This is a genomic window from Geomonas azotofigens (genome assembly GCF_018919395.1).
In the GTDB taxonomy this organism is placed as follows: Bacteria; Desulfobacterota; Desulfuromonadia; order Geobacterales; family Geobacteraceae; genus Geomonas; species Geomonas azotofigens.
On sequence record NZ_JAHLME010000007.1, the window covers coordinates 33796 to 46402 of the forward strand.

Below are 12607 nucleotides of genomic sequence, written 5' to 3' on the forward strand. Positions count from 1 at the left end.
ACCGGGGCCCCCTTTCTCTTTTCCCGGCTTCGGGACCTGCTAGGTGTGGCAGGCCGCGCACAGGCGTCCGGTGTTGGTCACCGTGACCTGGCTGCGGCCGGTGGTGAAGCTGACGAAGCCGGGGTAGCCGAAGCTCTGGTAGTTGGGTGTCGTCGGGGTGGTGCCGGTGATCCTGGTGCTCCCGGCGCCGACGTTGATGGTCGGCGGTGAGCCGTTGCCGTGGCAGACCGGGACGATGCATTCGGCCGCGCCGTAGGTCTGCACGTACGGGCCATGCGCGGGGAGTATGGTCGGCATGGCGATCCCGGCCCGGACCGTCAACCGTGCCGGGAACCAGTCCAGCGGGTGGACCGAGAAGGCGTTGCCGGCGTGGCAGCTCGAATCGACGGAGCCCGGTTGGTCGTCGAAGCAGGAGGGGCCGGAGTTGCGCACGCCGCGGTAGTCGGTGCCGTGGCAGAGGCTGGTGGCGCAACTGGCGGTCGCGGCGCGGGCCTGGGTCGGGAAGGTGGTGGCCAGGGCCCCCGTGGTGAGCGCGCCGGGAGCGACCCCGCCGGCGACCACCCGCTCCCTGATCCACTCGCCGTGCCGGGCGTAATCGTGGCCGCCCCACTCGACCGGGTGGATATCGACCTGGTTGCCCAGGTGGCAGCTGGTGCAGGCGACCTTGGAGATGCCGCCGCTGAAATCGGTGCCGTGGCAGGGCGAGCAGTCCTCGAGGTGCCCGATGGCGGCCACCGCGTGCCGGGCCGGCAGCCAGTCATCGGGATGGGCACCCTTGTCGGGATCGAAGTTGGCGTGGTTGTTGTTATCCCCGCAGCCGACAAGCGACAGGACCAAAAGGCACCAAAGCATGGCAAGAGCTTGAGCTGGTCTAGTTACCTGTGACATGTTTTGCACCTCTCATTGTTTTGCCGCCCGTGGCATTTCAGGCAGGAAGCGGGGTTGATCCTTCCCTCAACCCTGTGCCGGCTGAGGTAGTCGCCCCGGTGAGGCAGCGACAGTTCGGGCCTGTCCTTGTACTTGTCGCTGGGCTTGATTTCTTCCTTGTGCGCGTGGCACCGGACACAGAACGACTCCTTGTGGCAGGTGTTGCAGGCGTCGCGCTGCTGCGTCGCGTAGATCTTGTGCTTGAGGTAGAAGTCCTGGGTCTGGTGGCTGAGCGCGGTCCACTGGTCGGTGTGGCACTCCGCGCACCTGGGAAGCCCCTTCACCTCTTCCGGGTGCACCCTCGCGACGCTGTTGGTGTTGGCGCAGGCGTAAAGGAAGGAGAGCATCATTCCCACCACCATCACGTAAGCTGTCTTTTTCACTATCTCCCCTCCTTTCCAAAGCCGAAGGCGTAGCTGAGCCTGATCAGGCCGCGCAGTTCGTTGTCGAAGTCGGCGCTGCGGATGTAGTCGATATCGGCTGCGACCCTGAGGTTTCGGCTGAAATCATACCCGGCGGCGGCCGCCAGGGAAAAGGTGTTCTCCCGTCCGTTGATGCTGCCGTCGAAATCGACGTCGAAGAAGTCCAGGGTGAGGTCGGCGGGTCCGAACTTCTGGGTGGCCCAGGCGCGGTACTGGTTGTAGCGCAGCCGGTCGGTCGAGCCGTCCATGCGGTGGAAGGAGAGCCCGGCGGCGAGGCCGGTCGTGGTGCTGAAATTGCCGGTGACCCCGTAGTAGTCGGCGCCGCCGGCCAGGTCGTACTCGTAGTGGTTGTACTCGGCGGAAAGCCCGATGTTCTTGGTGGCGTTGTAGCCGACGCTCCCCCCCACGTTCCACATCTCCTCGCCGGGGGCGATGAACCCGTTAGCGAGGCTCAGCGTGTTGGTGGTGACCTGGTAGAAGTAGTCCTCGTAATGGACGTTCTGCAGCGACGCGGAGAGCCTGAGCGTCTCGGTGGGGGTGAAGCTGGCCGTGTAGGCGTGCTCCATCCATCCCTTGGTGAGCGAGTTGTAGGTGGAGCGGCCGGTGATGTCGACCAGGGCGATGGGGTGCAGCCACAGGTCCACCCCCTCCTCCTCACGGATACCGTCGCCGTTCACCTCGGTCCTCAGCGCGCTCACCCCGATGGAGTAGTACTTCGGCATCGAGTGGGCCAGCCGCCCGCCGTAGATGAGGTCGCCGCCGTCGATGTCCGGTTGCGTCACCGCCGGGTTGCCGACGTACGCCGCCGCGGTGAAGCCGCCGATCAGGTCGCTTCTTAAGTGGAGCCCGTCGATCCTCTCGGTCCCCACCCCCTCCACCACCCACTGCCGCCCCGCGTTGGCCGTGAAGTTGCCGCGGTTGGCGCGATAGCTCAGGTAGCCGTACTGGATGTCCCCCTCGGTGCGGTGCTCGAAGCTCCTGTCGCCCAGGTCGACGCGCCCCCAGCCGCCGATCTCCAGCGAGATCGCCCCGGGGCCGGCGGCGTCGCTGGCGGAGAGGTTCAGGTATTCGTAGAGCGGGAACAGGTGGTCGTCGAACACCCCCTCCCTCATGCGCAAAATGGTTTCGGAATCCCCGTTTATCGCGGTGGCCCCGGCGCTTTGGTGCCCCAGGAGCAGCAGCGAGCAGGCCAACAGCAAGCTTCCCACCGCCTTGAGCGCGCCGGGGGGCGCTGGAGTTCTTGATTTTGTTTTGATTTTCAAGACATTTCCTCCTTTCTTGGTTGGATCTGGTTACCGTGGGGAAATGCAGTCGCAAATGAAACCGGGGGCGCGAACGCCCCCGGCGGATCAGAAGCTGAACATCACCAGTTCAGGAGCATCTTCACCATGCGCGCGGCGGTGCTCCCGGTGTTGAGGCTGGACGGGACCAGCGCCGGGCGGTTCTGCCCGTGCATGGTGATCACGTCGGCAACGCGCCCCTGGCCGTGGCACAGGGTGCACTGTTCCGTGGCGGACGGCAGGGTCGAGCGGGCGACGCCCATGTTGGTGTAGGAAGGACCGGCCAGGGCGGCGCCGAGCTGGGCACCGTTGGCGTTCATGTGGGCCTTGGCCAGCGGGGTGTCGTGGCAGGCCACGCAGGCGGCGGTCACCGGCGCCACCACCAGGTCCTCGGGGTTGGGCACGGTGGCACGGGCGGCGGCGAGGGTGGCGGTGGTCGGGGCGGCCACCGACGCGGCGCTCCTGGTCACCTGGGTCGACGGGAGCGTTCTCGGGCGCAGCGCCTCGATGACGTCCGGAGTGTAGCTTTGCTGGGTGACGTGGCAGGCGTCGCAGTTGCCCAGCATGTTCGGGAAGGCGATCTCGGAGCCTTCGATCAGGGTGATGCCGGTGCCCGGGCCGTTACGCACGTCGCGGATCGGGTTGGTGCGGGTCGCGCCGGCGTGGATGCCGTGGATCAGGTCCTTGAAGTTGTTGGAGAACTCGGGCAGCGTGAGGGCGTAACCCAGGGTGGTCCTGTTGGTGGCGAAGTTCGGGTCCCAGGTGGTCAGGATGCCGAGCTGGATCGGGGTGAAGGCGAAGGTGGCGATGTTAGCGATGGTGCGGCCCGAGGTGGTCAGGTTCGGATTGTGGCAGGTGACGCAGACCTGGGTCTGGTAGACGCGCTGGCCGCCGTGGGCCTCGAAGAACTCGTGGCAGTTCTTGCACTTGTCCGGGTCCACCACGGTGCGGCGCACCGCGTCGCCGGTGACCGGGACGATGACTGCGCGGGTGTGGCGGCCGGCGATGGAGGCGTCGAAGCCGGTCTGGGTGAAGTAGCTCTGCATGGCGACCGCCCTCATCTGGGCGCCGACCGGGAAGGCGGACGCGGAGTTGATGGTCGCGGTGTAGAAGCCGCTGCTGTCGGGACCGGTGATGTTGCCGATGGCCGCGTTGTTGGTGTTCAAGAGCTGTGCGATGCTGATGGTGCTGGGCTGAGCCGCCACCTTGCCGAGGTTGTTGTAGTCGGCGGGGACGGCGCCGCCGGTGTCAAGCTGCGGCATCGCGTAGGCCAGGATGAAGCTCGGGCTGCCGGTGAATCCGGTGAGCGCGGTGGTGAGTCCCGGAGCCGGGGTGGCCAGGGTGACCGGCGTGCCGTTGCCCTGGATGCGGAACTTGATGGTCAGGTTGTTGCTGCCGTCCACGGTGGCGCTGGCAAGCTCATACTGGAAGTTGGTCAGCCCGGCGGGAGCGGCCGGGTTGAGCGGGCTCACCAGGGCCTGGGCGTGCGACTCCGTGATCGCCGTCGGCGTGTGGCAGGCGTTGCAGCTCGCATCGTTGGTGTAGACCGGATGGGCCGCGCCGGTGGTGTTGGTGCCGGTGGCGAAGTGGATGTTGTCGTGGCAGCTGCCGCAGGCCTTGCGGCTGGGCATGGTGCGCCAGTTGTCGCCCTGCGGGGTCACCGCCCGCTGCTGGTCCGTCTCGGCGCGGTGGCACTTGCGGCACAGGCCGGCGCTTTGCGGATAGCCGATCTCGTTGAAGTTGATCCCCGCGTAGTTGTAGCCGGTCTCGGTCAGGTTGCCCCCCATGTGCAGCTTGTGGATCAGGGTGACGAACTCGCCCAGGACCTGCGCTTCGCCCGTGGTGGGGTCGGTGACGCCGGCGTCGGCGGTCACGTAGGTGGTGCCGGTGAAGGCGCCGTTGGTCGGGTTGGAAATGGCCCTGCCGTAGGCGCGCTGGCTGGTGTGGCAGATCGCGCAGTAGCGGGTATCGACACGCCCGGCATGCGGGGTGGTGATGCCCAGGCCCCACCCCTGCTGGTTCAGGTCGTTGGGGTCGCCCGGGTTGCCGTGGCACTCGTTGCAGTACTTCGTGAGCACGATGTTGCGCTCGGCGGCGCCCGTGGTCGACGAGGTCACCTTGGCGCCGGTGGCGGGGATGAAGTCGTAGACGATGTTGATCGCGTTCTTGTAGATCAGCTGGGGCGAGGTGTTGGCGATGTTGCCGCCGTACTCGATCACCAGGCGATGGGTGAGGGTCGGCTCGTAGGTGAGGTCGCCGAGATCGTTTCTGCGGTTGTTGCCGCTGAAGGTCAGGGCGTTGACCTGGCTCTGGATCAGCTTGATGTCACGGGCGAAGGTGTAGCGATACTTGCCGTCGCCTAAGTACACCAGCGTCCCCTCGCGGTCCCTGGTCGGCCTGGTCGCCTGCGGCGCCGAGCCGTCGGTGGGGACGGTGGTGACGATGTAGTTGACCCAGTGCGACGGTGTCCCGTTGCTGGCCGGGATCAGCTTGGCGATGGAGAACGCCAGGTTGGTGAGCTGACCGGAGGCGTTCCTCCTGCCGATCCCCTCCACCGGCTGGCCGCTGGCGGTCTTCAGCGTGAAGGTTACCACCGGGGGGCTCTGGATGGTGACGCTGTTGACGGTGCTGTTTTGCTGATCGAAGGTGATGTTGGCTTGCTGATCGGCAGTGGAAGAACTCAGGTTCGTGAAGACGCCGGTGCCGGCAGGCCCCTGCGCGCCCCGGGGACCCCGGTCCCCTTCGCAGCCGCCCAGCAACAGAGCGGTGGCCGCGGTCGATGCAATCAAGAAAGCGGAAAACCGTTTCAAAAGCTTGTCTTGCATAAATCCTCCTTGTCTCTGGTGTCGCGTGAAGGCTGCTTCGGACCCGGAAAGAAAGCCACAGCAGATTTGTGCAACGGGGGATCTTGGTGCCGGCGGGATTTATGAGCTGTCGTAGTCCGTCACAATCATGTGAACACCTCCTGATTATTATTAGAGATTTCAAACACAATGTAGAAACTTAGCAGCTGTTCATGAAATAGCAAGGGCGCGGGACGTTTTTTGGGGGACGGTCGCGGGGGGATGTGGCATGTCGGAAGAGCGAAGCTCTATGGGCGATGGGGGCGGTCTGGGGAGCGCTGGGTGGTAGGGTGGCGCCAATAAGGTCTTGAATCGGTGGGACCTGTGGGCTAGAATGCTTAAGGGGCTGGCATGGTTTATGAAAAGGGAGGTGGGTGTCGAATTCGACTTTTTCGGTCAGACAGGGAAGTACATCGAAACGGAGAACGGCATGGGTATCACGGTGATTTTTCACAACGGGGACGAGAAGAAAGTCCCTTCTTATATGCTCGACTACCTGATCCGGGAGAACAAGATCGTCGCCTTTCAGCGGTCATCCGGGTGGGTGCAGATCGGGCGCGATCCGATCCGGAAGTCGCAGCAGCCTCTCACCAGGGCCGGGGAGAGGTGGAGCGACTTCCTCTTCAAGAGAAAGCAGGCCTGACGCGGCGTCAACGCTGCTCGGGTATCCTCAATGCCGGGCACCGCTTGAGGCGCTCCTGCCGTTTCTGGCCGGTCGCCTCGAGCGGAACCCGCTCCATCATCAGTCCCACCTCCTCGGCGAAACTTATGGCACCACGCACGGTCCTGGCGTAGGACTCCTCGTCCACCGGCTGGCTTTCGGGGAGGTAGACCCTCGTCCGATGGCTGGCCGTGCCGTAGATGGCGGCGACCACCTCTTTCCCTTCTCCCTTGCGCAGACAGCAGACGAATCCCTGGCAGCTTTCCTGTCCACCGCTTCCCTCCGGTGAGAGGTAGGCGTTGTTGATGGAGTGGTGCAGTTCGAGCACGTCGTCCGCCGACGGGCAGTCGATGGCGTCACGGCCGGTTTCCAGCAGGAAGCGGACCGGCTCGCCATCGCCGGCGGCGGAGAAGAAGCCGTCCTGCAGGTCACCCAGGGGCAGGAAGGCGGTTTCCTGCCCTCCGAAAGAGAACCCTCGCGTCTCCGCCGTTGTCGCGACCTCGGGGGCGTCAGCCGGCGGGAGGGGAGCCGAAGGCTCGGGCGGCGCCTGCAGCTCGTCGAAGGGGGGGAGGGTGTCTTCGGTGAATGTCGGGAGCGGCTGCGAGGCGCCGTCCTGAAGCCCCGGCAGGATCCGGCTCGGCGCGACTTCCTCGTCCGGGCCGGCGGGCTCGAAAGCCATCATGGAGGGAGCCGCTACCGGCGCGGGCTCCGGACTCTCTTCCTGTTGCGCGCGTTGCCACTCCGGCTGGCGTTGCACGCTTTCCATCCGTCCCGCTTGTTCCTCCTCCAGTGCCGCGACTCGCCGCAGGAGGGCGTCCCGTTCCGCCTCGAGCCGCTCCAGTTCCGGCTGCAACCGCGCCGGCTCGCGCTCGGTCTCCGGTGCCCGCCGCTCTTCGGCGGCCGCAAGCCGCGCCAGGGCCGCATCCCTCTCCTCGGCGGCACGCCCCAGCTCCTGGCGCAGCCGCTCCAGTTCGGCCTCGTCACTTCCCCGCTCCCCGTCCCGGACGGCCAACCGTTTGAGCGCCGCATCGCGTTCCGCGGTGACGGCCGCGACTTCCCGCCGCAGGGAAGCCAGTTCCTTTTCCGTGACCCTCCCCGACTCCTCCAGGGCCTCGATGCGTCGCGATGCCTGCACGGCCGCCTCGGCAGCCTGCGCGAGTTCCTTGCGGATCTCCTCGAGCTGGCCTGTGGCTTCAAGGTGTCGCTGCGTCACCGTTCCAGCGCCCGCCAGCGCCGAGTCGCGTTCCGCGCTGAGCCGGGTGATGTCCTGCCGGGCCTGGGCCAGGTTTTCCACCAGGGCTTCCCGCTCGCCGGACTGTTCCGCGTGCCGACTCGCCAGCACCTCCAGCTCCCGGCGCAGGTCGGCGGCCTGCTGCTGGAGTTCCGCGGCCTGCAGCTCGAGCTCGGCGATCCTTGCCTCCTTCGATGCCAGGGACTCTTCGGCCTGGCGCCGGTAGCAAAGGAGCGCGTCCCGCTCCCCGGTCAGTTCCTCCCTGCTCTGCCGCGCGGCGCCCAACTCGTCGGTCGCGGCCTGGTGCAGCGCCGAGAGCTGCCGCAGTTGCTGGGTCAGCGCGTCCCGTTCCGCGACCAGGCTCCGCTGCTCGTGTTGCGACTGGGCCAGCGCCCCGAGCAGTTCTCCCCCGTCGCTGTCTACTTTGGCGGCCGCGCCGGTCGAGGCGACAACGGGCGGCGCAACGGGGATGGCAACGGGAGCGGGACTGGCGGAGGGGGGGGGAGCCTCGACGGCGTTCTTCTGGAGGATGGGGAGGACGGGGGCGCCGGCCAGGCCGTGCTTGAGGGCGCCGGTCCCCTTGGTCCCGGCCAGACGCAGGACCTTGGTGTTGCGCACCACCACTTCGCGCATCGCGGGGCTGTAGCTGAGATCGACCCGTTCCGGCGCAAACCCCATGGCCCTCGCGTAGTCCAGGGCTTTTTCCACCTCGTGGGCATAGTCCTGGTCGCTCTTCCCCTTGCCGGGGCTTGAGTAGAAGTAGAGCCGCTGGTCGTTCACCACCAGCCCGAGGTAGACCTTGACCAGGGTCTTCCTCCTGATCGCGCAGACGTAGGCCTCCACGGTCTCGGGGCGCTTGTCGCCGGCGCGGGTGATCGGGGCGGAACGGTATATTTCAACGACATCGGATTCGGATACTTCGATACAGCCAATGGTGCTATCGAGTGCCAGCATGAGACCTCCAGTATCCGTATTTCGGTTACCGAACAAAAAACCGGGCTGCCTAATATGATATTTCGGCAACCCGGCTGTCTTCGTGAGACCCAATGGGCTTTCCGCCCCACCCTCGCGGGTGGTTTAGTATTATCGTGTATCGATCTGTATGTGGGGGCGCTGGGGGGACCGAGCGCTATGTCTATGGCGTTGAATACATTACCCTATTGCCGGGCAAGAAAGCAACTGGCATTTGCCGGTTCCCGCTGTGGTTGGCACCCCCCGGCGACCCTCCTCCCCGCGGGGCGAATCGACTTTTTGCGGTCGATCCCCCCCGCGAAGTTGACTTTCATGTGAAGCTGCATAGAATCGTATACAGAAAAGTCGGCCCCCTTTTTAATGGGGCCGACGGCCGGATGTTCATGTTAAAATGACTGATATGACGAAGAAAAACCTGCGCACTGAATTTGGAATTGGAATCTTCATTATTTTGTTGTGGCAGGGCAGGGGGACTTCATGGCGAATATAGAGCACGACAAGAACGGGTTCACCTGTGAGTGCGGCCTGCGTAACGAGTACCCGGGTTACGTGCAGGCGCACTGGAGCGTGAGGTTGTCCTATTCCTGCGCTTGTCAAAGACAATACATCCTTTATCGCGGCACGGTGGTAAAGACCTCCCGGGAATCTGCCGAGATCTACGACAGCGAAGCCTTCGGCGACTGACCCCGCACACCCCGTCACCAGCCAAGCCCCAGCACCCATCTTTCATCGAGCCTTTCCCACTCCATCTTGGCTGCCAAATTGCAAGCTTCGGCACGTTAGTACCTTTTCGCGCAGAAAAGACAGCAACGCCGGGGCTCCCCGGTGCTCCGGATCCGGCGCGGTGACGGAGCGATGACTCCGCGTGTCAAAAACGCGCCCACCGCGGTGCCCCGATGTGCCGGGGGAGCGGCGAGACGAGCTCAACATGACCATAAATCCTTTGCAGTCAACATTCCCCATCAACTCGCCACGCGACGGGTCCCTGGCAAAGAAGGCGCCTGCCACCCCTTCCGGATTCGAGTCCCTGCTGCAGTCGGCGACGGGTGCGGCCGGCAGGGAGACCGTCTCCCCGCAGGTCGCCGCCGAGATGCTCCGGATCCAGATGATGCGAAGCACCCTGGCCCTGGCTGTTTCGGACTCCCGGTCCGATGCCGCCTCCGGCCAGGCATCGCAGTCGGTACCCGGACCCCTCGGTTTCGGACTCGGCCTCCCCGGCGACTATCGCGGGAGCGCCGCCCTCGAGACGGCGGAGGTGGCGGGCGAGCCGGTCCCCGCCCCGCTTCCCCCGATGACCGGCGCTACCGAGGTGGAGATCGAGCACATCAGCGAGACCGCGGCGCGCTATCTCGGCACCCCATACCGGTTCGGCGGCGAGGGGGCGGACGGGATCGACTGCTCGAGCTTCGTGCAGCAGGTCTTTCACGCCAACCAGATCGACCTGCCGCGAACGGCCCGGGAGCAGATCAACGTCGGCAGCGACGTCCCGGCGAGCGAGCTGCGCAGGGGGGACCTGGTCTTCTTCCAGACCTACGCATCCTATCCATCCCACGTCGGCATCTATCTTGGTGACGGCAAGATGATCCACGCCTCCTCCGGGAAAGGCGAGGTGACCATATCCGACATGAACAGCGACTACTACCGGCCGCGCTACCTGGGAGCGAAACGGATTATCTGAGAGAGGTTGTCCGCGGCGGTAAAAAAGAAAGCCCACCGGCCTCAGCCGGTGGGCTTTTTCCTTTGCGGTCGCCGCGGTCAGGCAGCGTGGCGCTTCACCCACGCTACGTAGCGCTCCATCCACGCTTGCAGGAACTTGACGGTGTCGGGGCTGGTGATGTCCCCGGCGGCGTCGAAGAAGCCTTCCTTGACCTGGATGAACACCTCGGGCTGCCCCATGGTCGGAACGTCGAGGTAGGCCAAGGTGTTGCGCAGGTGCTGCTGGGCGAGCGCCGTGCCGATCTGGCCGATGGAAGCCCCCAGGATGCCGGCCGGTTTGCCGGTCCAGGCGCTGGTGCCGTAGGGACGCGAGGCGTTGTCCAGGGCGTTCTTGAGCACGCCGGGCATGGAACGGTTGTACTCGGGTGTCACGAAGATGAGCCCCGTTGCCGCCTTCACCTCGCTTTTCAGTCGCACCACGGACTGCGCCTGGTTGTCATCGTCATCCTGGTTGTACAGCGGCAGGTCACCTATCTCGAGGACCTTGAAAGAGAAATCGGCGGGGCCGAGCTTTATCAGCGCGTTGGCGAGCTTGCGGTTGATCGAGTCGCGCCTCAGGCTCCCTACGATAACGGCTATCTGATACTGACTCATTACCTTATCCTCCCTTGATAGCGAAATAATCACAGCTATGACTATAGCACGAGCCAGGGGCTTTGCCATCGCGGGAGGTTGTGCGATCAGGATGAGCTTTGACTGCTGACAGGAACAGGAGGCGTTTTAAGCTGGAGCGGTGGGCTAGGGTGGGTCAGGTGGAGGGTATCCGGAACTTGAACAGCGTCCCCTGCTGTGCGGAAGAGGAGAAGCTCACCTTTCCTCCCAGGATCTTCTCACCGATCAGTTGCATCGAGAAGGTTCCCACGCCGCGGCCGGAGCCCTCCTTGGTGCTGAAGCTGCGTTGGAAGATCCGGCATTGCACCTCGTCCGGGATCGGCTTTTCGTTCCAGACGCAGAAGCGCAGGGCGTCATGCTCCTGCTCGAACCACACTTTCACCTCGCCGTGCTCCTCCGTCGCCTCCAGGGCGTTGAGGACCATGTTCGACATCACCCGCAAGGCGAGGGACTTGTCGGTCTTCACGGTGAGTAGGGGGAGCGAGTCGGGGAGCAGCATCGACTTCTCTGTGGCGGCGTCGTGTTTGGAGAAGATCCCTTTCAGTTCTGCCAGCAGTTCGCCCGCGGTGGTGTCGTCGCGCGACGGGCGGTACTCCAGGAAGTCGTTTTTGAAGAGGCATCTCTGGATCTCCAGCTCCTTGTGCAGCCTCTGTGCGGCGCGATAGATCATGGCCGCGAGCTCGGAGTGATCTTCCCTGACCAGAAACTGGCTCGCGCCGAGCAGTCCGGTGAACATGTTCCCCATGTCATGGAAGAAGGTTCTCTCCAGCGCGGCGCGCAGGTGTTCCAGTGTGACGTCGTGCAGGAAGAGCAGGATGAAGTTTTGCCCATCCAGTTTGAGGACGTTTGCGCGGACCATAATCGCGTAGTCGGCCGCCGTGTCACCCTTGTAGGTGCTCAGCGAACAGAGCTCTTCCACCGGCCCCTCGCCGTCGAGCGCCGCGACCATGGCGATCACCGCGCCGCAGGTGCTGCAAAACCGCGTGGTCCCGCAGCCGCCGGGTTCGTCACCGCTGTGAACGCATCCCAGCACCTCGCCCAGGCGAAGCCCCAGCACCGCCGAGGGATCCTCGATGCCCAGGGTTTTCAGAAAGGAATCGTTAAGTCCGACAACCTGGCGGTGTTCGTCCAGTACCGCTATCAGCCCGCCGATGCTGTGCAGCAGTTCCTGGATGACCGGGCTGGTGGTGACCATCGCGATCTCTTCATTTATTCTCTCGTTGGTAGCGCGTTCGGCGGGAGCGAAATAGGTGTCCACAGCAGCCTCCAAGGGAAATACCCGATCAGAACAAGCTGTCTATGCCAAAGCGAAGGATGGGGGTGTGGGTGCTGATACATGAAACAATGGGGCTAATCTAATCTTTTTTGGTTCCTTATGTCAATTTGTTCTTGCAGGAAGATTTCACCCGAGAGCGTAGGGCTCAGTCCGTGACCGTTGCCGGGACAAAGGCGACTGCGGCCGCGGGTTCCTTGTTCACGCAGGTTCGGTTACGGGCGCCACCGGTAACGTTGGAGCGCGATGCGGCCGCGCGCGTCGAAAAGGACCCCCTCTGCCTCCAGGCGCAACCGCTGCAGTTCGTCGTGGCCGCCGCCGGAACGCGGGCTGATCTCCCCCTTGGCGTTGATGACGCGGTGCCAGGGGATGGCAGCATCGTTGAGGGCGCTCAAGGCGTAGCCGACCTGGCGCGCATGTCCCGGCAGGCCGGCCAGTGACGCGATTTGTCCGTACGTCGCCACCTGTCCCAGGGGGATCCGGGATACTACGGCGTAGATGTTTCGATAAGTGGATAACGTCATCGTCAGCGAGCGATTATCTTGTTCCCCCTTCCGAGGACGGCTCATTTTTTTTGCTCCTTTGGCTTGCGTCGCTTTTTGCGCCATTGTATATTTCAGCGTGGCGGAAGATTGGATTAAACTAATTAACGCCGACCCTTCGCAGACGC

General features: G+C 64.4%; 11 protein-coding genes and 1 riboswitch. Of the genes, 3 read left to right on the forward strand and 8 right to left on the reverse strand.

Annotation, left to right across the window (positions count from 1 at the left end):
• Positions 1-39: 39 nt before the first annotated feature.
• The 4 genes from KOL99_RS18515 to KOL99_RS18530 form a co-directional block, all read right to left on the reverse strand.
• Positions 40-888, reverse strand: a complete 849-nt coding sequence (locus tag KOL99_RS18515; protein ID WP_216511955.1) for a cytochrome C — start codon at positions 886-888, stop codon at positions 40-42.
• Positions 876-1310 (reverse strand): cytochrome C, encoded by a 435-nt coding sequence (locus KOL99_RS18520; RefSeq protein WP_216511956.1) that lies wholly within the window; start codon positions 1308-1310, stop codon positions 876-878. The genes KOL99_RS18515 and KOL99_RS18520 overlap by 13 nt, the downstream gene beginning before the upstream one ends.
• On the reverse strand, positions 1310-2611 hold the full coding sequence (locus KOL99_RS18525) for a porin family protein (protein WP_216511957.1): 1302 nt from the start codon (positions 2609-2611) through the stop codon (positions 1310-1312). Before KOL99_RS18525 ends, KOL99_RS18520 begins: the two co-directional genes overlap by 1 nt.
• 101 nt (positions 2612-2712) lie before the next feature.
• Positions 2713-5454 (reverse strand): OmcA/MtrC family decaheme c-type cytochrome, encoded by a 2742-nt coding sequence (locus KOL99_RS18530; protein WP_216511958.1) that lies wholly within the window; start codon positions 5452-5454, stop codon positions 2713-2715.
• Positions 5455-5830: 376 nt separating this feature from the next.
• On the opposite strand from KOL99_RS18530, the gene KOL99_RS18535 reads away from it, so the two are divergent.
• Entirely contained in the window at positions 5831-6115 is a 285-nt protein-coding gene (locus KOL99_RS18535) for a GSU3473 family protein (protein WP_236026432.1), read from the forward strand.
• A gap of 7 nt (positions 6116-6122) precedes the next feature.
• Here the strand turns inward: KOL99_RS18535 and KOL99_RS18540 are convergent, their stop codons facing one another.
• Entirely contained in the window at positions 6123-8318 is a 2196-nt protein-coding gene (locus tag KOL99_RS18540) for a coiled-coil domain-containing protein (protein ID WP_216511959.1), read from the reverse strand.
• Between the two features lie 61 nt (positions 8319-8379).
• Positions 8380-8456: riboswitch (cyclic di-GMP riboswitch) on the reverse strand.
• A 357-nt stretch (positions 8457-8813) separates the two neighbouring features.
• Between KOL99_RS18540 and KOL99_RS18545 the strand changes: the two genes are divergently transcribed.
• Both KOL99_RS18545 and KOL99_RS18550 read left to right on the forward strand, forming a co-directional pair.
• Positions 8814-9020, forward strand: coding sequence for a hypothetical protein (locus KOL99_RS18545; protein ID WP_216511960.1), 207 nt, complete (start codon positions 8814-8816; stop codon positions 9018-9020).
• A gap of 244 nt (positions 9021-9264) precedes the next feature.
• Positions 9265-10014 (forward strand): C40 family peptidase, encoded by a 750-nt coding sequence (locus KOL99_RS18550; protein WP_216511961.1) that lies wholly within the window; start codon positions 9265-9267, stop codon positions 10012-10014.
• Between the two features lie 77 nt (positions 10015-10091).
• On the opposite strand, the gene KOL99_RS18555 is transcribed toward KOL99_RS18550, so the two are convergent.
• The 3 genes from KOL99_RS18555 to KOL99_RS18565 all read right to left on the reverse strand — a co-directional run bounded on the left by KOL99_RS18555 (position 10092) and on the right by KOL99_RS18565 (position 12461).
• Positions 10092-10646: an NADPH-dependent FMN reductase gene (locus KOL99_RS18555; RefSeq protein ID WP_216511962.1), complete on the reverse strand. Its 555-nt coding sequence runs from the start codon at positions 10644-10646 to the stop codon at positions 10092-10094.
• 154 nt (positions 10647-10800) lie between these two features.
• Positions 10801-11922, reverse strand: coding sequence for a sensor histidine kinase (locus tag KOL99_RS21940; protein WP_216511963.1), 1122 nt, complete (start codon positions 11920-11922; stop codon positions 10801-10803).
• A gap of 230 nt (positions 11923-12152) precedes the next feature.
• Entirely contained in the window at positions 12153-12461 is a 309-nt protein-coding gene (locus KOL99_RS18565) for an MGMT family protein (RefSeq protein WP_216511964.1), read from the reverse strand.
• Between the last annotated feature and the right edge of the window lie 146 nt (positions 12462-12607).